Raw genomic sequence first — 24,683 nt, 5'->3', positions numbered from 1 at the left:
GCATGAAACAGGTGAACGGGGAAAGATTGCTGGCGTCGCTGGGTGAGGGCGTCAAGGACATACGCGGTCGGCTGACGCCTGATGCACCGATGGACCGGGTCACATGGTTCCAGGCCGGCGGGCTGGCGGAGCTGATGTTCCAACCCCACGATCTCGATGACCTCACCACCTTCCTCAAGATCCTGCCGGAAGACGTGCCGCTGACGGTGGTGGGCGTCGGTTCCAACCTTCTGGTGCGCGACGGGGGTATTCCGGGCGTTGTTCTGCGGCTTTCCGCCAAGGGCTTTGGTCAGGTCGATCTTGTCGGCGAGAACCGCATCCAGGCCGGCGCGATCTGCCCTGACAAGCATGTCGCGGCCATGGCCATGGACAATGGCATTGGCGGCTTTGCCTTCTACTACGGCATCCCTGGCTCCATCGGCGGCGCCCTTCGCATGAATGCCGGCGCCAACGGGACCGAAACCGTCGACCGCGTCGTCGAGGTGCACGCGGTCGACCGCAGCGGCAACCGGCACGTCTTGAGCAAGGCCGATATGGGCTACAGCTACCGCTATTCCAGCGCACCTGCCGACCTGATCTTCACCCACGCGATCTTCGAGGGCTACTCCGACGAGCGGGCGAAGATCCGTCAGGAGATGGATGCCGTGCGTCAGCACCGGGAATCCGTCCAGCCGGTCAAGGAGAAGACCGGAGGCTCGACGTTCAAGAACCCGGAAGGGCATTCCGCCTGGAAGCTGATCGACGAAGCGGGATGCCGCGGGCTCGTCTGCGGCGGTGCGCAGATGTCGTCGCTTCACTGCAACTTCATGATCAACACCGGCCATGCCAGCGGCTACGACCTCGAATATCTCGGCGAGATGGTGCGGCAGCGAGTCTTTGAAAGCTCGGGAATCGAGCTCCAGTGGGAGATCAAGCGCCTCGGCATCTTCATGCCCGGTCGTGAGGTTCGTCCGTTCCACGGGGTGACGACGGAATGAAGATGACTTTGAGCAAAAAGGCCGCCATCCCAACGGGTTGGCGGCCTTCTTTATTGCTTTGATTCAGCCGCGACGAAGCCTGCTGGACGTTTGAATTTCTTACACGAATCCGGCCTGGTTAACGAAAGTAAACGGTTCATTAACCATATGCCGCCAGTATGGGTCCTGCGTTGGGGAGAGGCGGAATCAGTCCGGTCAGCCTAGCGCAAGTGAAGTGTGGCAGGGATGCGTTCCTTTTCCGGAGGTTGGCGATGAGTGGCAAGCATGTGGCTGTTCTGATGGGGGGGATTTCCTCCGAACGGCCCGTAAGCCTGTCTTCCGGAAAGGCTTGTGCCGACGCTCTTGAGCAGGAAGGCTACCGCGTCACTCGCATCGATGTGTCCCGCGATGTTGCTGCCGTGCTTGCGGAGTTGACGCCGGATGTTGCCTTCAATGCTCTGCATGGACCTTATGGCGAGGACGGCACCATCCAGGGCGTCCTCGAATATCTTGAGATCCCCTATACCCACTCCGGCGTCCTCGCCTCGGCTCTGTCCATGGACAAGGGGCAGGCGAAGCATGTTGCGCGAGCTGCCGGCATCCCGATCGCCGAAGCGCGTGTGATGAGCCGCTTTGATATCGGCAATGATCATCCGATCGAGCCGCCCTATGTCGTGAAGCCCGTCCGCGAGGGTTCATCCTTCGGCGTTGTCATCGTCAAGCAGGATCAGTCGCATCCGCCGCAGATCCTTGCTTCAAGCGAGTGGCGCTATGGCGATGAGGTCATGGTCGAGCGCTATGTCCATGGTCGCGAGTTGACCTGCGGCGTCATGGGCGGCGAGGCGTTGGGCGTTACAGAGGTCGTCCCGACCGGCAACGCCTTTTACGATTATGACGCGAAATATGCCGAAGGTGGCTCCAAGCACGTCATTCCGGCACAAATTTCACCGGATGTTTACCAAAAGATCCAATCCTATGCGCTTAAGGCGCATCAGGCGATGGGCTGCCGCGGCGTGAGTCGGTCCGACTTCCGCTACGACGACCGGTTCTCCGAGAATGGCGAGATCATCTGGCTGGAAGTGAATACGCAGCCGGGCATGACCCCGACATCGCTGGTGCCCGAAATGGCCGCGCATGCCGGCTATTCTTTCGGTGAACTCGTCCGTTGGATGGTGGAGGACGCATCGTGTCTGCGTTGAGCGGCAAAATCTCCGGCAGGTCGGGCCATCGGGCCGAGGCGTCCTATGCGGGTGCAGATGAGCGCCGCGTGCTGCCCCGCCCGCTGCGCCGCGTCGTCCGCTTCACCGTCGCGCTGGCAACCGGCCGCATCTATATTCCGCGCCATATCGGCACCGTTTCCACCTTCGCCTTCCTCGGCGTCGTCGGTCTCTACGGCATGTCGGTCGGCGGCCACACGGAAGTGGTGGCTCAGTCCGTGACGGCGTCTGCAGGTTTCGCCATCGAGGACGTTCGCGTATCCGGCAACGAGCAGACTTCCGAGATCGACATCCTGCAAATGCTCGGCCTCGATGGCACGACGTCGCTCGTTGCGCTCGATATCGAAGCTGCTCGCAAGAAGCTCGCGGAGCTTCCCTGGGTCGAGTATGCCGAGGTTCGCAAGGTTTATCCGAAGACGATCGAGGTGATGCTCAAGGAGCGTCAGGCGTTCGGCATCTGGCAGCACGGGGACGAGCTTTCGTTGATCGAGCGCAACGGCAAGATTATCGCTCCGCTGCGTGACAGCAAGTTCGCGACCCTGCCGCTCTTCGTCGGTCGTGACGCTGAAACCGCTGCGGCTTCCTTCGAGCAGGAACTCGCCGGCTGGCCTGAGCTGAAGAACCGTGTACGGGCGTATGTCCGCGTCGCCGGTCGCCGCTGGGATCTGCATCTCGGCAACGGTGTGGTGCTGAAGCTTCCCGAGCGCAACGTAGATCAGGCGCTCGCCGTGCTTTCACGCCTCGAGGCGGAGCAGGGCATCCTGGAGCGCGACATCGCCGCCATCGATCTTCGTCTCGGCGACCGCACCACCGTTCAACTGACCGCCGGCGCCATGGATCGCCGCAAGGAAGCGCTGGAAGCGCGTTCGAAGGCCCTCAAGAAAGCGGGAGTGGACTCATGAGCCTCTTCGGTTCGTCGCACTTCCTCCCGCGCCTGAAGCCGCTCTCTTCCAAGCGCAGCCATGTTGTATCGGTGCTCGACATCGGCTCCACCAAGGTCGTTTGCATGATAGGCCGCCTGACGCCGCGTCAGGAAAGCCTGGTGCTGCCCGGCCGCACGCACAACATCGAGATCATCGGTATCGGCCACCAGCGTTCGCGCGGGGTGAAGTCCGGCGTGATCGCAGACCTGGATGCAGCGGAAAGCGTCGTCCGTCTGGCCGTCGACGCCGCCGAGCGCATGGCAGGACTGACCGTCGACAGTCTGATCATCAATATCTCGGCCGGCCGCCTGGCGAGCGACGTCTACACGGCGACAATCGATCTCGGCGGCCAGGAAGTGGAGGGCGCTGATCTTCGCAAGGTGCTGATATCCGCCAGCCAGCAGTCGCAGCGCCAGGATCGGGCCATCCTTCATTCGCTCGCCACCGGCTACTCGCTCGACGGCGAACGCGGCATCCGCGATCCGCTCGGCATGTTCGGCGACGTTCTCGGTGTCGACATGCATGTCGTTACCTCGGAACGCGCAACGCTCAAGAACCTCGAGCTCTGCGTCAACCGCGCGCATCTTTCCGTCGAGGGTATGGTGGCAACGCCTTACGCTTCCGGTCTTGCTGCACTCGTCGACGACGAAGTCGAACTGGGTTGCGCGGCGATCGACATGGGCGGCGGCACGACGACGATCTCCGTCTTCGCGGAAGGCAAGCTCGTGCACACCGATGCCATCGGACTCGGCGGCCATCACGTCACTACTGACCTCGCACGGGGTCTTTCCACGCGCATCGAGGACGCCGAGCGGCTCAAGGTCGTCCACGGCTCCGCATTCCCGAACGGTGCAGACGAGCGCGAACTGATCTCGATCCCGCCGATTGGCGAAGATGATCGTGATCAGCCGACGCAGGTACCGCGCGCCCTGGTCACGCGGATTGTCCGGGCTCGCATCGAAGAGACGATGGAACTGATCCGGGACCGCATCCAGGCGTCCGGCTTCAGCCCGATTGTCGGAAAGCGCGTCGTCCTGACGGGCGGCGCCAGCCAGCTGACGGGGCTGCCCGAGACCGCACGGCGGATCCTCGCCCGTAACGTCCGGATCAGCCGCCCCATGGGCGTCTCCGGCCTGCCGGTGGCAGCCAAGGGTCCCGCGTTTTCGACGGCGGTCGGACTGATGATCTATCCCCAGGTCGCGGACATGGAAACACATGCGTCGCAGGGAGGGTTGATCGCCTCCCTCGGCAATGGGAACGGCAGATTGTCCCGCATGGGACAGTGGCTGAAGGAAAGTTTCTGACCCGATCCCCGCGCGGGTAGGGCTCAAGAATAGGCAATGAACAGGCCGGCGGCGATGCGGCCAGAGTGAGAAGGAACGGGTACAATGACCATCAAGCTGCAAAAGCCCGATATCACCGAGCTGAAGCCTCGGATCACCGTCTTCGGCGTCGGTGGTGGTGGCGGGAACGCTGTCAACAACATGATCTCCGCCGGTCTGGAAGGCGTTGACTTCGTCGTCGCCAACACGGACGCCCAGGCGCTGACGATGACCAAGGCCGAGCGAATCATCCAGATGGGCGCGCAGGTGACCGAAGGTCTCGGCGCCGGCTCGCAGCCGGAAGTCGGCCGCGCCGCCGCTGAAGAGTGCCTCGACGAGATCGTCGACCACCTCAACGGCACGCATATGTGCTTCGTCACCGCAGGCATGGGCGGCGGCACCGGCACGGGGGCAGCCCCGGTCGTCGCACAGGCTGCCCGCAGCAAGGGCATCCTGACCGTCGGCGTCGTTACCAAGCCGTTCCACTTCGAAGGCCAGCGCCGCATGCGCCTTGCCGAATCGGGCATCCAGGAACTGCAGAAATCGGTCGACACGCTGATCGTTATCCCGAACCAGAACCTCTTCCGCATCGCCAACGACAAGACCACGTTCGCCGACGCATTCGCGATGGCCGACCAGGTGCTCTACTCGGGCGTTGCCTGCATCACCGACCTGATGGTCAAGGAAGGCCTGATCAACCTCGACTTCGCTGACGTCCGCTCGGTGATGCGCGAAATGGGCCGCGCCATGATGGGCACTGGTGAGGCTTCGGGCCCGGGCCGCGCGATGCAGGCTGCGGAAGCAGCGATCGCCAACCCGCTGCTCGACGAGACCTCGATGAAGGGCGCCCAGGGCCTCCTGATCTCCATCACCGGTGGTCGCGACCTCACCCTCTTTGAAGTCGACGAAGCAGCAACCCGCATTCGCGAGGAAGTCGATCCGGACGCCAACATCATCCTTGGCGCCACCTTCGACGAAGCACTTGAAGGTCTCATCCGCGTCTCGGTTGTCGCCACTGGCATCGATCGCAGCGCCCACCATGGCGATGTCCGCGGTTTCGAGGCTCAGGCCGCTGCTCCGGCACGTCCCGTGATCCGTCCTTCGTCGGCCGTTGCTCCGGCTCCGGCCGCAGTGCAGCCTGCTCCGCTCATGCAGGCACCGAAGGCCGATCCGGTCGCTGAGACGATCCGTCAGGCGGAAGCCGAGATGGAACGCGAACTCGCAATCGCCGAAGCTCCCCGTCCGGCCGCACCGCAGCCTGTCGCACCGCAGCCGGTTGCTCAGCAGGCCGAACCTGAATTCCGCCCGCAGAGCCGCATTTTTGCAGCCGCTGCCCCGGCAGAAGCTCCGGTTCTGCGCGCTGCTGCCGCACCGCAGATGCAGGCTCAGCCTGCTCCGATGATGCAGGCCGCACCGCGCATGCCTCAGCCGGAAGCACCCGCTCCGGTTATGCGCGAAACCGTCGAGCAGGTCCGCATGCCGCGCGTCGAGGACTTCCCGCCGGTCGTCAAGGCCGAGATGGACCACCGCGCCCACCAGGTCCAGCACGTCCAGGAAGAGCGCGGCCCGATGGGTCTCCTGAAGCGGATCACCAACTCGCTCGGCCGTCGTGAAGACGAGGATCAGGGTCACGCCGAGATGGCGGCTCCGGCCCCCGCCGCGGCTCCGCAGCAGCGTCGTCCGCTCTCGGCTGAAGCAAGCCTCTATGCACCGCGCCGCGGTCAGCTTGACGATCACGGTCGTGCGGCCCCGCAGGCTCCGGCCCGTCAGGAAGACGACCAACTGGAGATCCCCGCTTTCCTGCGTCGCCAGCAAAACTGATCGACTTCTGGAGCATCAGAAGAGGCAAGGCTCGGATCGCAGGATCCGGGCCTTTTCCGTACGCGGAATTTCCGGGTGGAATTACAGAAGCGAATCAAACGGTTATTGACGTAACAATCCGAAAGAAACAGTGATTTGGATTGTTGTTCCAGGCTGCGTATGTAGGACCATGAAATAGATGCAGCTTCGCCTTAGGCGACACGCCTGCAGGGAATTGCCCGCCGCTTCAGGGTGGCGGGAACATGACAAGGCAACTGACATGACGATCGGACTTCTCGGATTTCAAACCAGCATCGCTGCTCCCGTCACTCTGACGGGCATCGGCGTTCATTCGGGTACGCCGGTCACGCTCACCTTCCAGCCTGCCGACGCAGGAACGGGCGTCATGTTCAGCCGCACCTTGGCAGACGGCACCTGCGTCGAATACCGCGCGGTTTCTTCGCAGGTCGGCCCAACCGATCTCTGCACCATCCTCGGTGGTTCGCCGGCAACCTGGATCGCGACAATAGAGCATGTCATGGCGGCACTTTATGCGCTCGGCATCGACAACGTGGTTGTCGAAGTCGATGCCGGCGAGATGCCGATCATGGACGGCAGCTCCTTTGCCTTCATCGAGGCCATCGAGCAGGTCGGGATCGTCAACCTGGGCGTCAAGCGCCGCTACATCCGCGTGGTGAAGCCGGTGCGGATCGATTCGGGCGCTTCCTGGTCGGAGTTCCGCCCCTATGAAGGCACGCGCTTCGAGGTGGAGATCGACTTTTCCACGCCGCTGATCGGCCGGCAGAGCTGGAAGGGCGACCTGACCGCTGCGACCTTCAAGGAAGAATTGTCGCGCGCTCGCACCTTCGGCTTCATGCGTGACGTCGAGCGTCTTTGGGCTGCCGGCTATGCGCTGGGCTCGTCCCTGGAAAATTCGGTCGTCATCTCCGACGACGACACCGTCGTCAATGTCGAGGGCCTTCGCTACAAGGACGAGTTCGTGCGTCACAAGACGCTCGATGCCGTCGGCGATCTTGCGCTCGCGGGCGCCCAGTTCATCGGCTGCTACAGGTCCTATCGCGGTGGCCACAAGATGAATGCCAACGCGCTGAAGGCTCTGCTCAGCGATCCGACTGCCTACGAGATCGTCGAGGCGCCGGTGCGCAGCCATCGTGTTCGTGCCGGAGAATTCGTACCGGTCAAGGCGCCGGAGTTCGTCGCCGAATTTGCGTAATTTCGCTTGCTTCCAGTCCAACTCGCCGCCCCTCGTGGGCGGCTTTTCTTTGTGTGGACGTAGGCGACGGAGAAATTGGAACAGTCATCAACTGGCGGTGAAGAAGGCTGTGCCACAAAATTGCGTTAATGCCTCCGCATTGCGTTGCTCTCAGCCTGCTTGTAAGGCTAGAAGGCCAACTTGAGCTGCGGCACTTGTGCGCGTGACGATCAGGAACTTGCGAATGGTTTATGCGAAGTCTGTTGTGATGAAGAAAGCGGCGAGGATTGCCTTAATGTGCCTGGCACTTGGCGTTGCCGGAGCCGCCGTGACGTCCTGCCAGTCGGACAAGGACATCGACATCACCAAGCTGGGCTTCGAAAGCGAGCCGCCGGAGCTGCTCTACAATCAGGGCTTGGCGAACATGAAGGCGGGCAACATCGCCGAAGCCTCCCGCAAGTTCGACGCCATCGACCGGCAGCACCCGTTCACCGAGTGGGGTCGCAAGGCGCTGGTGATGAGCACCTTCAGCAAGTATCGGCTCGGCCGCAATGACGAGGCGATCAGCACGGGCAACCGCTACCTGAAGCAGTACCCGAATTCGGAAGACTCCGCTTACGTCCAGTATCTCGTCGGCCTGTCATATTCCAAGCAGATTGCCGACGTGACCCAGGACCAGAAGGCCGCATCGCAGACGATCGACGCGATGCAGCGGGTGGTGACGGATTATCCCGATTCCGAATATGTCGAGGATGCGCAGGCGAAGATCCGTTTTGCGCGCGACCAGCTCGCCGGCAAGGAAATGCAGGTCGGCCGTTATTATCTCGAGCGCAAGGAATATCTTGCCGCGATCAAGCGCTTCCGCGTGGTCGTCGAGGAATATTCCAACACCAATCAGGTCGAGGAAGCGCTCGCACGCCTCGTCGAGGCTTATTATGCGATGGGCATCGTTGAAGAGGCGCAGACGGCGGCGGCGGTTCTGGGCCGCAACTACCCGGACAGCCAGTGGTATGCGGACTCCTATAAGCTGCTGCAGACGGGCGGCGTCGAGCCGCGGGAAAACCGCGGCTCCTGGATCTCGCGGGCCGGGGCCAAGCTCATCGGCGCCTAAGCGATGCTCGTCCAGCTTTCGATCCGCGATATCGTCCTGATCGAGCGGCTGGATCTCGATTTCGAGTCTGGCCTGTCGGTGCTGACGGGAGAGACCGGGGCGGGCAAGTCCATCCTTCTCGACAGCCTTTCGCTCGCCCTTGGCGGGCGCGGCGATGGCGGACTTGTGCGCCATGGTGAGGACAAGGGGCAGGTGACGGCCGTCTTTGACGTTTCCGGCCAGCATCCCGCAAGACTGCTTCTGCGGGAAAACGGCATCGATGACGACGGCGACCTGATCTTCCGCCGCATCCAGTCGGCCGATGGCCGTACCCGTGCCTCGATTAATGATCAGCCGGTCAGCGTCCAGCTCATGCGTCAGGCAGGGCAGGTGCTGGTCGAGATCCACGGCCAGCACGACGACCGCGCTCTCACCGACACCAATACCCACCGCACGCTGCTCGATGCCTTTGCCGGGCTGAAGGACGAGAGCCAGAAGGTGGCCGGCCTCTACCGCATTTGGAAGGATGCCCAACGTGTCTTCAAGGCACATGGGGCCAAGGTTGAGGCGGCCGCGCGAGAGGCCGATTACATCCGCTCCTCCGTCGAGGAGCTGAAAACCTTGAGCCCGCGCGACGGCGAGGAAGAGGAGCTCGCCGAGCAGCGCTCGCAGATGCAGAAGGCGGAGCGGATTGCCGGCGACATCTCGGAGGCGTCCGACTTCCTTAACGGCAACGCCTCGCCGGTGCCGCTGATCGCCTCGATGGTGCGGCGTCTCGAACGCAAGAGCCACGAGGCGCCCGGACTGCTGGAGGAGACGGTCGAGCTTCTCGATGCGGCGCTCAACAGCCTCTCCAACGCCCAGATGGAGGTGGAAGCGGCGCTGCGGAAGACGGAGTTCGATCCGCGGGAGCTGGAGCGCGTCGAGGAGCGACTTTTTGCCCTTCGTGCTGCTGGCCGCAAGTATTCCGTTGCTGTTGCCGATCTTCCGGCGCTGGCCGAGAAGATGGTCGCGGATCTTGCCGATCTGGATGCGGGCGAGGAGAAGCTCGGCCAACTGGAGACGCAGGCGGTTGCGGCCAAGGCGGATTTCGACGCGGCGGCACTGTCGCTCTCGGAAAAAAGGCGCGATGGCGCCACGGCTTTGGCGGAGGCGGTGATGGCGGAACTGCCTGCGCTGAAGCTGGAGCGCGCGCGTTTCATGGTTGAAGTCACCATCGACCCGGAAGCGGCGACGGCCGAAGGTATCGATACCGTCGAATTCCACGTGCAGACCAACCCCGGCACACGGCCCGGCCCGATCATGAAGGTCGCCTCCGGCGGCGAACTTTCGCGGTTCCTGCTGGCGCTGAAGGTCGCCCTTGCCGATCGCGGCTCTGCTCCGACACTCGTCTTCGATGAGATCGACACCGGCGTTGGCGGTGCCGTGGCGGATGCGATCGGCCAGCGGCTGAAGCGGTTGTCGGAAAAGGTTCAGGTGCTTTCTGTCACGCATGCGCCGCAGGTGGCAGCGCGTGCGGCCACGCATCTGCTTATCTCCAAGGGACCGGCCGGCGACGGATCCGAGAAGATCGCCACGCGCGTCGCCACCATGGCGCCCGAACACCGCGCGGAAGAAATCGCACGCATGCTCGCCGGCGCATCCGTCACCGACGAGGCACGCGCGGCGGCAAAGAAGCTGCTGGCCGGGGCGGACTGATCAGGCTTGCTTTAGCGTAGGGATTGGGCAGCCTCCAGATTGCGCCGATGAACAGCTTCATACGGCGCAAAGTAATCGATTATCCCGGCCGCGACGTCCTCCGCCACCAGTTCCTTCAAAGTTGCGGGCAGGGGACCTGTGCCGGTGATCGCTTCGAGATAGCGCCGGTTCGCCTCGATGAAGTCAATGGAGTAGCCGCCCGCGGCTATTCTCTCGGCGGAGCCGTGGTTGGGCAGGATGCGCAGGATCGGCCACTCGCGCATGCGCCGAAGCTCCCGGATGTGGACCGGAATGTTCTCCGGCTCCGAGACATAGGTCACCGTGTCCTCCAGAGTATCGCCCGCCAGCAGCAGGCCGTCATCGGGAAGCCAGAGCACGTTGCCGTCGGCGCTGTGGATGTTGAAATGGTGCAGCTTGACGCGGCGCCTGCCGACCGTCAGGGCGAGGCTCGTCTCGAAGGTATGCGTCGGCATGACGAGCGGATCGATCGGCGGCTCACGGGTCGCGAGAGATGTGCGTTTCTCTTCGAGAGTCTTTGCTGTCAAGGAAAGGGCGACGATTTCGCAGTCTTGGAAGACGGCGTTGCCGGCAACGTGGTCGGCATGCCAGTGGCTGAGAACGACACGGATCGTGGTGACACAGAGGCTTTCCAGATGATCGCGAACGAACCGCGCATGTTCAAGCGACAAGTGCGTGTCATAGACCACGGCCTCTCCGCCATCGACGATGGTATAGCACGCCGATCCAAGCTCATAGGCGCCATCGTCCAGCCAGTTCGGCTTGTCGGAATAGAGCCGCTTCCCGAGAACACGCCCGTCGTAATAGGCGAAGATGCCCGGATAGGGTTCGAGGATGCGCAGAGTGGAAATGTCGATCGCCATGGCGCGTTCCTCAGCTTGCGACTATCTACCCGCGCTGTCTTCGCGCTGACAAGGCGTTCTTTGCCAACCGCTTGTTTGCTTTCCGGGAATCTGCGCTAAAACGGATAAGCAAGACCGTGGAGCGAGACGAGCATGGCCGCCGACAAGACACCCGTTGAGACGCTGACCGAGAACGAGGCGGCCGCAGAGCTTGCCTTTCTTGCCTCGGAGATTGCGCGTCACGACGAGCTCTACCACGGGCACGATGCCCCGGAAGTCTCCGACGCCGAATACGACGCCCTGAAGCGCCGCAACGATGCGATCGAGGCGAGATTTCCGCAGTTGCGCCGCGCCGATAGTCCGTCGCTCAAGGTGGGGGCTGCGCCGCTACCCACATTTGCGCCGATCACGCATTCGCGGCCGATGCTTTCGCTCGACAACACCTTCTCCGACGAGGACGTGCGCGACTTCATCAACTCGGTCTACCGCTTCCTCGGCCAACTGCCGGACGGCTCGATCGCCTTCACGGCGGAGCCGAAGATCGACGGGCTCTCCATGTCGATCCGCTACGAAAACGGCAGGCTTGCCAATGCCGCCACGCGCGGCGACGGCACGACCGGGGAGAACGTCACCGCCAACATCCTGACCATCGACGAGATACCGAACACGCTGCCGAAGGGCGTTCCCGCAGTCGTGGAAGTGCGCGGCGAGGTCTACATGACGAAGAGCGACTTTCTGGCGCTCAACGAGAAGATGGCGGCCGAAGGCAGACAGACCTACGTCAACCCACGCAACACGGCTGCCGGCTCGCTGCGCCAGCTCGACCCGAAGGTGACGGCGAGCCGCAGACTGCGGTTCTTCGCCTATGCGTGGGGCGAGATTTCCGAACCGAACGACCTGCCGAAGACGCAGTACGAGATGGTCCAGACGTTCAAGGATTGGGGCTTCCCGGTCAATCCGCTGATGAAGCGGCTGAACTCCGTCGAGGACATCATCGAGCACTATAAGGAGATCGGCCTGAAGCGCCCGGATCTCGACTACGAGATCGACGGCGTCGTCTACAAGGTCGACCGGCTCGACCTGCAGCAGCGGCTCGGCTTCCGCTCCCGCTCACCGCGCTGGGCAACCGCCCACAAGTTTCCGGCCGAGCAGGCCTTCACCAAGGTCGAGAAGATCGACATCCAGGTCGGACGCACGGGTGCGCTCACCCCTGTCGCGCGGCTGACCCCTGTGACCGTCGGTGGCGTCGTCGTCACGAACGCGACGCTGCACAACGAGGACTACATCAAGGGCATCGGCAATTCCGGTGAGCGGATCCGCGAAGACGACCACGACATCCGCATCGGCGACACCATCATCGTGCAGCGGGCAGGGGATGTCATCCCGCAGGTCCTGGACGTGGTGATGGAGAAGCGCCCGGCGGACGCAGTGCCTTACGAGTTTCCGAAGAAGTGCCCCGTCTGCGGCAGCCATGCCGTGCGGGAAAGGAACGAGAAGACCGGCAAGCTGGACTCCGTCACCCGCTGCACCGGCGGCTTCGTTTGTCGCGCGCAGGCCGTGGAGCATCTCAAGCATTTCGTGTCCCGCAACGCCTTCGACATCGAAGGGCTGGGGTCCAAGCAGATCGACTTCTTCTTCGAGGCGGAGGATCCGGCGCTGACGATCAAGACCGCGCCCGATATCTTCACTCTGAAGAAGCGGCAGGAAGCCTCGCCGCTCACGAAGCTTGAAAACATCGAAGGCTTTGGCCGGGTCAGCGTCCGCAAGCTGTTCGATGCGATCGACGAGCGCCGCCCGATCGCACTCGCCCGCTTCATCTATGCTCTCGGCATCCGTCATGTGGGCGAGACGACGGCAAAACTGCTGGCTCGCCACTATGGCACCTACGACGCCTTCCAGTCAGCCATGACGGAGGCGGCTTCGTTTGCCGGCGACGCCTGGTCCGACCTCAACAACATCGAGGGCATCGGTGAAGTTGTGGCCCGCGCCATTGTCGAGTTCTTCAAAGAGCCGCGCAATCTTGAAGTCATCGGCCGGCTTCTGGAGGAGGTGACGCCGCAGGCCGCCGAGCAGGTATCGACCAGCGGCAGCCCCGTCTCGGGCAAGACCGTGGTCTTCACCGGCAGCCTGGAGAAGTTCACCCGCGAGGAAGCCAAGGCGCGCGCCGAAAGCCTCGGCGCGAAGGTCGCCGGTTCTGTCTCCAAGAAGACGGACTACGTCGTCGCCGGCCTCGGCGCCGGCTCCAAGCTGGACAAGGCGAAGGAGCTCGGTGTCCAGGTGATGGACGAGGACGAATGGCTGGCGTTGTCGGCGGGTGATGGTTAGCGTTTAAGCCGCGCCATGGTGAAGGCATCGACATAGCTTCCGTTGCGGAAGGCGAAATCGCGGAGGCGGCCTTCTATCTCGAAACCGAACTTCCGGTAGAGCGCCACGGCAGCGTCGTTGTCGGTGTAAACCGTCAGTTCGATCCGACGGATGTTCAGCCAATTGTACGCCACCCCGACCAATTCTTTCAGGAGAGCGCTGCCGACCCCGCGCCCGCGGTAATCATCATGGACGCCCATTCCGATAGCAGCCGCGTGGTTTCTTCGTTCCAGGAAACGGTTGATCCCGCCGTTGCCGATGATCTGGTTCTGGTAGGTGGCCACCAAGCTGATCGATCCGGCGCTAGCCTCATCCAGCCATTTGCGGGTCTCCGCCACCCGCTGGAACGGCAGGCGCAGTGTGCCGTAGCGATAACCGGGCAGGTTGGCGAGTGCAGTGATCTCCTCCGCATCCGCGGGAGTGGCAGCACGGATCGTCAGGCCCTCGAGCCTTGCCGGTCTCGCTGGCTTGTCATCGATGTCGTTTTGTATGCTGTCCATTTCGCTCTCCTTGGGTTTGTTGAGGCAGAGCGGAATGTCCATCCCTGCCATTTGTCGGCAGGGTGGGACGGAGTGATCGACTAACGCGCCAAGACCGCCACGCGCCCTGCAGGGCGAATGGTCACGGTAAGATGCATGGGCGCAGCGAAGCTGATCATGTCGGTAGGAGAGGGGAAATCCTGGCAAAGATCAAGCTGCGATATCTCACGCTCTTTGCGGAATCATTTCGCGGGATCTACAAGGAGAAAACATCATCCGGACCGACCGCTTGAAAACCATTGCCATCGACTTCGAAACCGCCAACGAAACGCGCGGCAGTGCCTGCTCGGTTGGGCTGGCGTGGATCGAGGACGGCGAGGTGGTGCGGGTGGAAGAGCGGCTGATCCGGCCGCACGACATGCGGTTCTCCTCTTTCAACATCGCGATCCACGGCATCCACCCGGAAGATGTGGAGGATGCTTCCGCGTTTCCGGAGGTGATGGATGAATTTGCCGACGACTTTCGCGACGCCACTATGATCGCCCACAACGCCGCCTTCGACTTCAGCGTCTGGCGCGCCTGCCTCGATCTCTACCGGCGCGGTTATCCGGAGCTTTCCTATCTCTGCAGCGTGAAGATGGCCCAGAAGGTCTGGCCGCATCTCGGTTCCCATCGGCTGAATGCGCTGGCGGCACATCTCGGGCTCAGCTTTCTGCACCACAATGCCGCGGAAGACGCCGCCGTCTGTGCGCGCGCGGCCATCGCCATCGGCAGGTCGCTCGGCGTCTCCCATGTGCGGGAGATCCCGGCGATGATTAACATGAAGGTCGGGCGCTTGTTTGACGGCGGCTATGCCCCTTGCACCTGCCGGCTGAAGTAGCAAGTCGGCCGACACGGCTTGCAACCTGTCACCGCGCGCTTATCTCTGATCACAGATGGTTTACCGGAGAATGTTGCTGATGAAACGCGTTGCCCTTCTTTCGTTCGCCGCCACCCTGTCCTGCGGCTTTCTCGCCGCACCCTCCATGGCTGAAGTCGTAGGTGAAGTCGGCGTCGACTGGATTGGCAACGACATCATCGTCGAGGCTGTCGCCGATCCGGAAGTGAATGGTGTCACCTGCCACGTCACCTATTTCGATCGCTCCATCATCGACCGGCTGAAGCAGGGCAACTGGTTCGAGGATCCCTCCAACAGCTCGATCGCTTGCCGCCAGACCGGGCCTATCGAGATCGGCGACATCGACCTGTCGAAGGGCGGCGAGGAGGTCTTTCGCCAGGGGCGCTCGCTGATCTGGAAGGATCTGCTCGTCAAGCGGATCTACGACAAGGCAAACGACACGCTGATCTATCTCGCCCATTCGCGCCAGGTGGTTGAGGGCTCGGCGAAGATGTCGGTCTCCACCGTCCCGCTCTATGGCGAAGAGGTGACCTGGACGAACGGCAAGCCGTAAGGCGTTAGGCGACGGCCGCCGCAGCCGCCGCCCTGCGATCCCGTCCGGAAAACAGGCACCCGCCGAGGAAGGTGCCTTCCAGCGCCCGGTAGCCGTGCATGCCGCCACCACCGAACCCTGCGGCCTCGCCCACGGCGTAGAGCCGGGCACCACTTCTCCGCCAGCATCCAGCACGCGCGCGGAAAGGTCGGTTTCCGGACCACCCAGTGTCTTGCGCGTCAGGATATTGAGCTTCACCGCAATCAGCGGCCCGTGTGCCGGATCAAGGATGCGGTGCGGCCGCGCCGTGCGGATCATCTTGTCGCCGAGCGAGCGGCGGGCATTGTGGATGCCCATCACCTGCGCATCCTTTGCGTACGGGTTCATCATCTGGCCGTCGCGTGCGGCAATTTTCCGCTCGATCTCGTCGAAGCGCAGCAGGCCGCCGCCCGCCACCCTGTTCATTCCGCGCACGAGTTCGGCTAGGTTGGATGCGACGGCGAAATGCTCGCCGTGCTCCTTGAAGGCCTCGACCGGCGCCGTTGTCCGGCGTCCGATCGCGCGGCGGGCGGTCAGGCGCCAGTCGCGGCCGGTGATATCCGGGTTCTGCTCGGAGCCGGAGAGCGCGAACTCCTTGCGGATGATGGTCTGGTTGAGGATGAACCAGCTGTAGTCTTAGCCGGTAGCAAGAATGTGCTGCAGCGTCCCCAGCGTATCGTAGCCGGGGAAGAACGGGGCCGGCAGGCGCTTGCCGGTTGCGTCTAACCAGAGAGAGGAGGGGCCGGGGAGGATGCGAATGCCATGGTTCTCCCCAGATGGGATTCCAGTTTCGCAGGCCTTCGGTGTAGTGCCACATGCGGCCGCGGTGGATGATCCTGCCGCCGGCCTCTTCGGTAACGCCCAACATACGACCGTCGACATGCTTCGGCACGCCGGCCACCATGGTCTTCGGCGCCGGCCCCAGGCGGGCCGGCCAATTCTTCCGGAAAAGCTCCGGATCGCCGCCAATGCCGCCGGACGGACGATCACCGCCTGTGCGCTCAGCTCAAAATCGCCAGTGACAATGCGCGAGCTTTCGGCACCTCTCGGTGTCGCACGAGATTCAAGCACGCTACCGGCCACACCGGTGACCGTATCACCCGTCTTGATCAGACGGTCCACCCGGTGGCGCCAGCGAAAGCGCAGCTGTCCTGCGGCTTCGGCCTCGCGCACGCGGCGCTCGAACAGCTCGACGCCGCCGGGACCTGTTCCCCAGGTGATATGAAACCGAGGAACCGAATTGCCTTGAGAGGTTGCGGACCAGCCGCCTCTCGCTCCGCCCATCCGACGACGGGAAGAAGCGATGGCCCATGGCCTGCAGCCATTCTCGCTTCTCGCCGGCGGCGAAGGCGAGATAGGCGTCCGCCCATGCTTTCGGCCAGAAATCCTCTGGGCGATCGAAGGCTGCCGTTCCCAACCAGTCGCGGCGGGCAAGCTCAAGGTTGTCGCGTGCCCATCCGCCTTTGCTCCGGGGAGTCGATGAGGAAGAGGCCGCTAAAGGACCAAAAGGTTTGGGCCCTGAGATTCTGCTCGGGCTCCTGGTCGATGATCACGACGCTCTTGCCCGCGTCTGCCAGTTCCGTCGCCGCCACCAGGCCCGACAGCCCGGCGCCAATCACAATCACATCCGCTGTCTCTGACATTCGTCCTCCCCCTCAGTCACAGGCGATCTCTATCCGCCCTCCGGCATTTGACCGTTCCACCCAACGGAAGGAAAATCACAACCCTTGTCCGCCCCCATACGAAAAGAGCCCATAACGCGGGCTCCTTCAATCCTTGAGAGGATATCGATCGCTTGCTTGACGTAAAGGATCTTGCCGCCACTGGCTGCCGTGTCAATTGCCAGGACATTGTCCAGCTCAATGCTGTTTTCCTGCAGTTCTGCCATGAGAGCAGGATCCGCCTGGACCGGAGCCTGGGCATCCGCCGTCATGTCAGCGGTCGGACTGCGGAACATCTGCGGGATCGGGTTGTTGGCGTCGTCGCTATCAGCGTTGGCATCGACGCGGACGATGCGGATCATGTCGTTCATGTCCGATGTCGCGGTCGTCGATGCTGTCGTCTGGGCGTAGGAAATGCCGCCGAGCGAAGCGGTGGAAAGAGCAGCGGCGATAGCGAGCGTTACGGCGTTTTTCATGGTAAGTCTCCCTGTTCGGGTTCCGACCGACCAGCCTTTGGCTTAGCCGAACAATTCGCTGTCCGCTGGACACTAGAGGAACACGGCAGGGCCGGATCGTTCCAGAACGAATCAGAGAAGACTTCACGTGCACATATCGAAACCGTCATCTTCGGGTTGTTAGCGACCGGAGATGACGGTTGGATCAGAGCGGCTCAATCAGGCCGCTTCGCGCGTCAGTTCGTCGGCAATGACGGTGTCTAGGTTGAGGAAGCAAACCATCGTCTTTTCTAGCGCCACGATGCCGCGGCAGAAGGCCCGCTGCTGTTCCGGAATGATCTCCGGCGCCGGCTGCAGGTCTTCGGAACGGATGGTCATCATGTCAGAGACCTGTTCGACCAGCAGGCCGACAAGCTTTCCAGCAATGTCGGTGACGATGATCGCCGAACGCTCGGAGGGCTCCGTCATTTTCATGCCGAGGCGGCAGGCCATGTCAATCACGGGAATGACGGCGCCGCGAAGGTTAATGAGACCGAGCACATAAGGGGGGGTGTGGGGCATCGGCGTCACCGGCGCCCAGCCGCGAATTTCGCGGATCGCCATGATATCGATGCAGAATTCCTGGTCCCCGAGATGGAAGGAGACGATTTCGAGATAGGCTCCCGATTGCTTGATGGCGTTGCTCATGTCTGTTCCCCCACCTGCCAATGGGCCCGCGGCTCGTGCCGCAGATGCCGCCATTCAGGCTGCCTTGGATTGTCGGATCGTGATGCGCAGGCGAGAAGGTCTCGGTGACGTCATGTCGGCGTGGCTTCGGCTGACGCCTTGCTCTTCGTCGCAGAGCAGACGTACTCTCTCAAATCCACCTTCGCGCGATCAGCGTGCCATGGAGGGGTTAAGCTTCCGCTAATGCCGAGAGAGGGATCTTTGCGCCGATGCCGATTTCGGCTAGGATCTGCCCATGGAACAGGTTTCGCCATCAGGTCATCGCCTGCCGATCGCGCTTCTCGTCGCGCTTGCCATCACGGGGCTTACCGCGGCAGCCTTCTATGGTTGGATCGCCCACGGGTCGTTGATGATGCTGACACTCGGCGATCTTGGACTGTCCGGCTGCCTTTGAGGGCCTCCTTGCTTTGAGACAAATCAGCGCAAACTCCGGCAGGAGCGGGCAAAGCGTTTGCCAGCAGCGGATGTTTCGCCTAAGCGGGCAGCAATAGAACGCCTGTTATCAATGTAAGGTCGGGTCAAACCATGAAAACGCTGCGCATCGTCCTTTGGGCTGCCGTCGTCGTCCTTGGCGGCGTGCTGGCTTGGCTCACCTTCCAGGTTACGCGCACCCAGGAGCAGATCGCCGAGGCGCCCTTCGGTGTGCCCTTCGAGCTGGTCGCACAGAACGGGGAGCCGATCACCGAGCAGGCGTTCCGGCAAAAGCCCACGGCACTCTTCTTCGGCTTCACGCACTGCCCAGAAGTATGCCCGACGACGCTTTTTGAACTGAACGGCTGGATGCATCAGGTCGATCCGGATGGGACCAAGCTCGCCGGCTATTTCGTCACGGTGGACCCGGAGCGCGATTCGCCAGAACTTCTCGGCCAGTACATATCCAACGTCACCGATCGCGTCACAGGGATTTCTGGTCCGCCGGAAAAGGTCACTGAGATGGCCAAGGGCTTCAAGGTATACTTCAAGAAGGTACCGCTCGACGAGAAGGATCCGGACGGCGACTACACGATGGACCACACGGCGTCCGTCTTCCTGCTGGATGCTGAAGGCCGCTTCGCCGGCACCATCTCCTATGGCGAAAACCCGGATACGGCGGTGAAGAAGCTGCAGAACCTGATCAAGAGCTGATCGGTCGTTTCGGCTTACTTGAAGGAGGCGGGCCTTTGTGGCATCCGAGCCTATTTACAATTGCCGAAAGATCCGACCCTTGAGTGAAATCCGCCTCTACGTCACCGCCAGCGAACGGGATGCCGAGCGCATCCTCGCCATCCTCTCGGAAGTCTTCGGCGAGGAAGATTATGTCGTCGGCACCACCGAGGTGGATGAGAAGCGCGACCTCTGGGAAGCCTCCGTCTACCTCATGGCAGATGAAGAGGATGAGGTCCGTCGGCGTGTGGAGGAGGGGCTCGCGCAGACCTATCCGGACAAGGATATCCAGCGGGAAGTGATCCCGGACGTCGACTGGATTGCGAAATCGCTGGAAGGATTGAAGCCAGTCCGCGCTGGCCGCTTTCTCGTCCATGGCTCGCATGACCGCCACAAGGTCAAGGTCAACGACGTCGCGATCGAGATCGACGCCGGGCAGGCCTTCGGGACGGGACACCACGGCACGACGGCAGGCTGCCTGGAGATGATCCATTCGGTCGCGCGCTCGCGGCCCGTCCGCAATGCGCTTGATCTCGGTACGGGCAGTGGTGTCCTGGCAATCGGGCTGCGCAAGATCCGCAATATTCCGATCCTTGCCACCGACATCGATCCTGTCGCCGTGGAGGTCGCGAAGGAAAACGCCCGCCGCAATGGCGTTGCGAGGGGCCTGCGTTTGGTGACGGCGCCAGGCTTCCATTCGCCGGCCTTCGCCGAAGAGGGGCCGTTCGACCTCATCATCGCCAATATCCTGGCGCGTCCGCTGATCAAGATGGCGCCGCAGCTTGCCGCAAATCTTGCGCCCGGTGGCTCGGTCATCCTGTCGGGCATCCTTGCCGCTCAACGGTGGAAGGTCCTGGCTGCTTATAACGGCGTCAAGCTTCGCCACGTCCGCACCCTGTGGCGTAACGGCTGGGTTACTATCCACCTGCAGCACGGCTAGGCCGGTTCTTTTTGCGTTGCAGCATTGTGCCAGTTGCACGGCTGCACCAGTGGATGAAAGCGCTAGGCAAAGAAAAAGGCGGCACCGGAAGGTGCCGCCTTGAGACCAGGTACCCCTGATCTTGTCCGCGAGCCTTGGGAGGAGAGGCTCAAGCGGAGACTTCGTATTCTGCAGCCTGGAACGGAGGAGGGAGGAGAAACCGGCTCCGGGCTGTTGATCAGAACACGGAGGTCGAAACGCCCTTGCGGCGCAGTTCTTCACGGCTGGTGCCCATGCCGTGGAGCGTCTGGTCGTCGAGGTTCATCAGAACGCCGTTGACGTAACGGCTGGCCTGACGTTCACGCGCTGCGACGACGCGTTCGAAGGCAGTGCGGAAGAATGAGGTAGCCATTTTCTTGATCCTTTCATCGCGGGCGCTGTTGTCGTCCCGTTCGATGATGGGAATATAGCTCCACCGATCGTGCTTAGTCAGAGGGCTTGCCTCAACGGTGTTATGCGTCTCGCGCATAGGCCGCCCGTTTAGCCATCAGTGGCAGTTAGCAGATGCACAATCGCCGTGCAGATCGGGCGCCCTCTGGCGAAATCAGCCGCGAATGGTCTAGTGTCTGCTTCCTTCCTTTTTCATCACCATCCGGATCAGCTGCATGTTTCAGTCCTTCGACACCAAGTCCTCTCCTCAGTTTGCAGGTGAGCGCCTGTCGGCGCTGCGCGCCCGATTCGATGATCTCGGCATAGACGGCTTCCTCGTGCCCCGTGCGGACGAGTACCAGGGGGAATATGTGCCGGCGTCGGCGGAGCGTCTCTCCTGGCTCACCGGTTTTACGGGATCGGCGGGTGTGGCGTTGGTGATGCGCTCCCAGGCAATCGTCTTTGTTGATGGACGCTACACCACCCAGCTTCGGGAGCAGGTGGACGTTAAGGTGATCACCGGTGGGGATCTGGTCAACGAGCCGCCGCATCTCTGGCTCTCGCGCAACGGCAGCAAGGGCTTCCGTCTAGGTATCGATCCGTGGCTGCACACGGCGGCCGAAGTGCGGCGCCTCAGAAAGGCGGTGGAGGAGATCGGCGGCTCCCTCGTCTTCCTCGACGCCAATCCGCTCGATGACATCTGGTCCGATCGTCCGGCAGAGCCGATGGGAGCGGTTACGATCCAGAAGGAGGAGCATGCGGGAACGCTTGCAGCCGAGAAGATCGCAGTGATCGCTGCACAGGTGAAGGAGAAGGGGGCCGCCGCCGTGGTGATCACCGATCCGTCGTCGGTCGCCTGGATCTTCAACATTCGCGGCGCCGACGTGCCGCATACGCCGCATCCGCTAGCGCGCGCCATCATCTCGGCGGACGGCAAGCCTCAGCTCTTCCTGGACGAGCGCAAGACCGGCATCGAGGTGCGCGCCTATCTGGCGCAGCTCGCCGAGCAGTTGCCGCCGGATGCGTTCCTGGCGCGCCTGGAGGATGCGGCGAAACGCGGATCGGTCATGCTGGACGCAGATCTCGCGCCGCTGGCGCTCAGCATCGCGATCGAGGCAGTCGGCGGGCGCGTTATGGAGGCGGGCGATCCGGCCAAGCTTCCACGTGCCTGCAAGAATGCGACCGAGCTCCAGGGCTCTGCAAAGGCCCATCTGCAGGACGGTGCGGCGGTGGTCGAGTTCCTCTATTGGCTCGATCAGCAGCCTGCCGGCAGCGTCACAGAAATTGGCAGCGTCCATGCGCTGGAAAACGCCCGCGTCAGGGTCGGCGAGCGCATGCAGAACCCGCTCAAGGACATCTCCTTCGACACTATTTCCGGTGCGGGCGAGCATGCCGCGATCATGCACTATCGGGTGACGACGGAAAGCGACCGGCGGCTGAACGAAGGTGAGCTCTTCCTCATCGATTCGGGCGCGCAATACATCAACGGCACCACGGACATCACCCGCACGGTCGCCATCGGCGAGGTGCCGGAAGACCGGAAGCGCTTCTTCACCCTCGTGCTCAAGGGCATGATCGCCATCAGCACGGCCCGCTTCCCGAAGGGCACGCGCGGCTGCGATCTCGATCCGCTGGCGCGCATTGCCCTCTGGAAGGCAGGGGGTGACTTCGCCCATGGCACGGGTCACGGCGTGGGCTCCTATCTCTCCGTGCATGAGGGACCGCAGCGCATCTCGCGGCTGTCGACGCAGGAGCTCCTGCCCGGGATGATGCTCTCCAACGAACCGGGCTATTACCGCCCGGGGCAATACGGGATTCGCATCGAGAACCTGATTTTCGTGAAGGATGCGACAGAGACCGAGGGCGGCGACATGCCGATGCTCTCCTTCGAGACGCTCACCTGGTGCCCGATCGACCGCCGCCTGATGGTAGTGGATCTTCTGACGGCAGAGGAGCGCGACTGGCTGGATGCCTACCACAAGGAAACGCGCGAAAAGCTGATGCCGCTGATCGAGGATGCGGCTGTGCGCGACTGGCTCGTGAAGGCAACCGAGCCGCTTGGCTGAACGAGCCCTTAAAGGCCGAGCAGGTGGCGGCAGATCACCACTGCAGCCCATCCGGCCGCCAGCATGATCAACCCTGGGAAGCGCAGGGCAGCAGCAAGCGCCACGAGCATCGCGATCTTGACGTCCCAGCCGCCCTCGAAGAAGGCTGGTGCTACCAGCGTCGTCAGAACGGCCGCCGGGACGGCGTTCAGAGCCGCTTCCATACGTGGCGGAATGCTTCTCATCCGCGTTATCAGTACATAGCCGCCAATGCGCGTGAGATAGGTTGCCACGGCGGCAGCCAGAATCAGCAGCAAGGTCCCGGTATCGAGCGATCCGTTCATCTCAGCGCTCCACGCCGGCGACTGCGGCATCCGGCTCATGCCTGGGCTTCAGCGGCAGCAGCGTCGCGACGATGATGCCGGCGGCAGCACCGAGACTGACATGCCAGGGCGAGCCGACAAAATGATAGGCCGCGACCGATCCGATGGCGCTTGCCAGCACCACGGGTGGAAAGCCCCAGCGGCTGCGGAAGGCGAGCACCATGCCGAGGAAATAGACCGGCAGCAGGATGTCGATGCCGATCGACGCCGGGTCGCCGATCATCTTGCCGAACCAGGCGCCGACCATCGTCGCGATACTCCATGACGCATAGATTACGACGCCGAAGCCGAAATACCAGGAGAAGCTGACGCCCTTGCCGCTTTCGCCCCGACGTACGGCCTCGGCAAACTGCGGATCGACCAATAGGAAGAAAGCGAGCGCCTTCTGCAGCGTCGTGAAGCCGCGGATGAATTTTGCAAGGGCTGCCGAATAAAGGATGTGGCGGAAATTGACGGCGAAGACGGAAAGCACCACCAGCCACGGTTCGACGCGCTGGCCGAAGAGCTCGATGCCGACGAGCTGGCTCGCACCGGCATAGACGGTGGCGCTCATCAGCCAGGTCTCCAGGAAGCTCAGCCCGTTGTCGATGGCGACGGCGCCGAACAGGACGCCGAAGGGAGCCGACGAGAGGGCGATGATGGCGCCGCCCTTCAGGCCCTGTTTGAAGTCATAGCGGTTCATGGGAGATCCTTCTTCCACCCAGCCTTAGGAGCGTGCAGGCAGAGGCACAATTCAATTGCGCTGATGGGTGGATCGATTTTCCTGAAGCATCAGAGGTGCGGCGCGGTTAATCCTTCAGGATCTGCCGGCTCTTGACGATGCCAACGCCCTTTTCCCGCATCTCCTCGATCGCCGCCTTCACGCCCTTCGGGTCGATGCCGCGGCTGGCATCCTCGATGAAGCAGACCTGCACACCGGGCAGCATCTCCACGGCATCGAGCGCGGAGAACTTGACGCAGTAATCGGTTGCCAGCCCGCAGATGTCGAGCTCGTTGATCTGCTGGGCCCGCAGATAGCCGGCAAGGCCGGTCACCGCCGCCTTGTCGTTGTCGCGGAAGGCGGAATAGCTATCGATGGCCGGATTCTCGCCCTTCTGCTGAATGTAGTCGACGTCGTCGATCTTGAGGTCCGGATGGAATTCCGCGTCGGGCGTTTCCTGCACGCAGTGGTCCGGCCAGAGCATCTGCGGCTGGCCGCACAACTCGCCCATCTCGAATGGGTTCTTGCCCGGGTGTTGTGAGGCAAAGCTGCCGTGGTCGGCCGGGTGCCAGTCCTGCGAGGCGACGATCACGTGATACCCACCTTCCTCGATTAGCCGGTTTGCCACAGGCACCACCTTGTCCCCCTCCGGAACCGGGAGGTTGCCACCGGGGCAGAAGCCGTTCTGGATATCGACCAGCAGCAAGGCTTTCATAGGTCGTCTCTCCCTTCGCATCTTTTTTCGCAATTAAACACCGAGGAGAGGTGGATGGACAAGCCTAAGCGGGATGGAAGGGCGCGAAGTACCTCAATAACCTTCGTTCAGCGAGG

At 62.6% G+C, this 24,683-nt stretch carries 23 protein-coding genes and 1 pseudogene; 15 read left to right on the top strand and 9 right to left on the bottom strand.

Features of this window, described 5'->3' with window-relative positions; genetic code table 11:
* Positions 1 to 2: 2 nt before the first annotated feature.
* The 8 genes from murB (at position 3) to recN (ending at position 10,219) form a co-directional block, all read left to right on the top strand.
* Entirely contained in the window at positions 3 to 977 is a 975-nt protein-coding gene (gene murB / locus MUU54_RS06120) for a UDP-N-acetylmuramate dehydrogenase (RefSeq protein WP_247243141.1), read from the top strand.
* Between the two features lie 251 nt (positions 978 to 1,228).
* Positions 1,229 to 2,155 carry a D-alanine--D-alanine ligase gene (locus MUU54_RS06115; RefSeq protein WP_247243140.1) on the top strand — a complete coding sequence of 309 codons (927 nt, stop codon included), beginning with the start codon at positions 1,229 to 1,231 and terminating at the stop codon, positions 2,153 to 2,155.
* Complete coding sequence (locus MUU54_RS06110; RefSeq protein ID WP_376742057.1) at positions 2,143 to 3,075, top strand: cell division protein FtsQ/DivIB; 933 nt, start codon at positions 2,143 to 2,145, stop codon at positions 3,073 to 3,075. The genes MUU54_RS06115 and MUU54_RS06110 overlap by 13 nt, the downstream gene beginning before the upstream one ends.
* A complete protein-coding gene (gene ftsA / locus MUU54_RS06105; RefSeq protein WP_247243139.1) occupies positions 3,072 to 4,400 on the top strand; it encodes a cell division protein FtsA in 1,329 nt (442 codons plus the stop codon). Before MUU54_RS06110 ends, ftsA begins: the two co-directional genes overlap by 4 nt.
* 84 nt (positions 4,401 to 4,484) lie before the next feature.
* Positions 4,485 to 6,239 (top strand): cell division protein FtsZ, encoded by a 1,755-nt coding sequence (gene ftsZ, locus MUU54_RS06100; RefSeq protein ID WP_247243138.1) that lies wholly within the window; start codon positions 4,485 to 4,487, stop codon positions 6,237 to 6,239.
* A gap of 259 nt (positions 6,240 to 6,498) precedes the next feature.
* Positions 6,499 to 7,452 carry a UDP-3-O-acyl-N-acetylglucosamine deacetylase gene (gene lpxC / locus MUU54_RS06095; RefSeq protein ID WP_247243137.1) on the top strand — a complete coding sequence of 318 codons (954 nt, stop codon included), beginning with the start codon at positions 6,499 to 6,501 and terminating at the stop codon, positions 7,450 to 7,452.
* 223 nt (positions 7,453 to 7,675) lie between these two features.
* Positions 7,676 to 8,542: an outer membrane protein assembly factor BamD gene (locus tag MUU54_RS06090; protein WP_247243136.1), complete on the top strand. Its 867-nt coding sequence runs from the start codon at positions 7,676 to 7,678 to the stop codon at positions 8,540 to 8,542.
* Positions 8,543 to 8,545: 3 nt separating this feature from the next.
* Positions 8,546 to 10,219: a DNA repair protein RecN gene (recN, locus tag MUU54_RS06085; RefSeq protein WP_247243135.1), complete on the top strand. Its 1,674-nt coding sequence runs from the start codon at positions 8,546 to 8,548 to the stop codon at positions 10,217 to 10,219.
* An 11-nt stretch (positions 10,220 to 10,230) separates the two neighbouring features.
* On the opposite strand, the gene MUU54_RS06080 is transcribed toward recN, so the two are convergent.
* Complete coding sequence (locus tag MUU54_RS06080) at positions 10,231 to 11,100, bottom strand: MBL fold metallo-hydrolase (protein ID WP_247243134.1); 870 nt, start codon at positions 11,098 to 11,100, stop codon at positions 10,231 to 10,233.
* Positions 11,101 to 11,232: 132 nt separating this feature from the next.
* Here MUU54_RS06080 and ligA point away from each other — a divergent pair, with 132 nt between their 5' ends.
* A complete protein-coding gene (gene ligA / locus MUU54_RS06075; protein ID WP_247243133.1) occupies positions 11,233 to 13,404 on the top strand; it encodes an NAD-dependent DNA ligase LigA in 2,172 nt (723 codons plus the stop codon).
* Here the strand turns inward: ligA and MUU54_RS06070 are convergent.
* Complete coding sequence (locus MUU54_RS06070) at positions 13,401 to 13,934, bottom strand: GNAT family N-acetyltransferase (RefSeq protein WP_247243272.1); 534 nt, start codon at positions 13,932 to 13,934, stop codon at positions 13,401 to 13,403. The genes ligA and MUU54_RS06070 overlap by 4 nt on opposite strands.
* A 277-nt stretch (positions 13,935 to 14,211) precedes the next feature.
* Between MUU54_RS06070 and MUU54_RS06065 the strand changes: the two genes are divergently transcribed.
* Together MUU54_RS06065 and MUU54_RS06060 are read left to right on the top strand one after the other, a co-directional pair.
* A complete protein-coding gene (locus tag MUU54_RS06065) occupies positions 14,212 to 14,802 on the top strand; it encodes a 3'-5' exonuclease (RefSeq protein WP_247243132.1) in 591 nt (196 codons plus the stop codon).
* A gap of 145 nt (positions 14,803 to 14,947) precedes the next feature.
* Positions 14,948 to 15,373, top strand: coding sequence for a CreA family protein (locus MUU54_RS06060; protein ID WP_376742060.1), 426 nt, complete (start codon positions 14,948 to 14,950; stop codon positions 15,371 to 15,373).
* A gap of 201 nt (positions 15,374 to 15,574) precedes the next feature.
* On the opposite strand, the pseudogene MUU54_RS06055 reads toward MUU54_RS06060, so the two are convergent.
* From MUU54_RS06055 to MUU54_RS06045, 3 genes and pseudogenes are all read right to left on the bottom strand, one after another.
* Positions 15,575 to 17,034, bottom strand: a pseudogene (locus tag MUU54_RS06055) (FAD-binding protein); the annotation flags it as partial.
* Between the two features lie 29 nt (positions 17,035 to 17,063).
* Entirely contained in the window at positions 17,064 to 17,528 is a 465-nt protein-coding gene (locus MUU54_RS06050; protein ID WP_247243130.1) for a hypothetical protein, read from the bottom strand.
* Positions 17,529 to 17,726: 198 nt separating this feature from the next.
* On the bottom strand, positions 17,727 to 18,194 hold the full coding sequence (locus MUU54_RS06045) for a chemotaxis protein CheW (protein WP_239997310.1): 468 nt from the start codon (positions 18,192 to 18,194) through the stop codon (positions 17,727 to 17,729).
* 274 nt (positions 18,195 to 18,468) lie between these two features.
* On the opposite strand from MUU54_RS06045, the gene MUU54_RS06040 reads away from it, so the two are divergent.
* From MUU54_RS06040 to MUU54_RS06030, 3 genes are all read left to right on the top strand, one after another.
* Positions 18,469 to 18,627, top strand: coding sequence for a hypothetical protein (locus MUU54_RS06040; RefSeq protein WP_247243129.1), 159 nt, complete (start codon positions 18,469 to 18,471; stop codon positions 18,625 to 18,627).
* 131 nt (positions 18,628 to 18,758) lie between these two features.
* Complete coding sequence (locus tag MUU54_RS06035; RefSeq protein ID WP_247243128.1) at positions 18,759 to 19,358, top strand: SCO family protein; 600 nt, start codon at positions 18,759 to 18,761, stop codon at positions 19,356 to 19,358.
* 79 nt (positions 19,359 to 19,437) lie between these two features.
* Entirely contained in the window at positions 19,438 to 20,316 is an 879-nt protein-coding gene (locus MUU54_RS06030) for a 50S ribosomal protein L11 methyltransferase (RefSeq protein WP_247243127.1), read from the top strand.
* A gap of 217 nt (positions 20,317 to 20,533) precedes the next feature.
* Here the strand turns inward: MUU54_RS06030 and MUU54_RS06025 are convergent, their stop codons facing one another.
* Complete coding sequence (locus tag MUU54_RS06025) at positions 20,534 to 20,824, bottom strand: hypothetical protein (protein ID WP_247243282.1); 291 nt, start codon at positions 20,822 to 20,824, stop codon at positions 20,534 to 20,536.
* 136 nt (positions 20,825 to 20,960) lie between these two features.
* Here MUU54_RS06025 and MUU54_RS06020 point away from each other — a divergent pair, with 136 nt between their 5' ends.
* Complete coding sequence (locus MUU54_RS06020; RefSeq protein WP_247243126.1) at positions 20,961 to 22,790, top strand: aminopeptidase P family protein; 1,830 nt, start codon at positions 20,961 to 20,963, stop codon at positions 22,788 to 22,790.
* A gap of 8 nt (positions 22,791 to 22,798) precedes the next feature.
* Here MUU54_RS06020 and MUU54_RS06015 read toward each other — a convergent pair whose 3' ends face one another.
* The 3 genes from MUU54_RS06015 to pncA form a co-directional block, all read right to left on the bottom strand.
* A complete protein-coding gene (locus MUU54_RS06015) occupies positions 22,799 to 23,113 on the bottom strand; it encodes a branched-chain amino acid transport AzlD family protein (protein ID WP_247243125.1) in 315 nt (104 codons plus the stop codon).
* A 1-nt stretch (position 23,114) separates the two neighbouring features.
* The gene (locus MUU54_RS06010; protein ID WP_247243124.1) at positions 23,115 to 23,834 is read right to left on the bottom strand and encodes an AzlC family ABC transporter permease; all 720 of its coding nucleotides are present in this window, start codon (positions 23,832 to 23,834) and stop codon (positions 23,115 to 23,117) included.
* Between the two features lie 106 nt (positions 23,835 to 23,940).
* Positions 23,941 to 24,567 carry a bifunctional nicotinamidase/pyrazinamidase gene (pncA, locus tag MUU54_RS06005; RefSeq protein WP_247243123.1) on the bottom strand — a complete coding sequence of 209 codons (627 nt, stop codon included), beginning with the start codon at positions 24,565 to 24,567 and terminating at the stop codon, positions 23,941 to 23,943.
* Positions 24,568 to 24,683 lie beyond the last annotated feature (116 nt).

Source organism: Pseudorhizobium tarimense, assembly GCF_022968135.1.
Lineage (GTDB): Bacteria > Pseudomonadota > Alphaproteobacteria > Rhizobiales > Rhizobiaceae > Neorhizobium > Neorhizobium tarimense.
The sequence above is the reverse complement of the archived record's forward strand: the minus strand, read 5'-3'. Positions and strand labels throughout refer to the sequence as shown.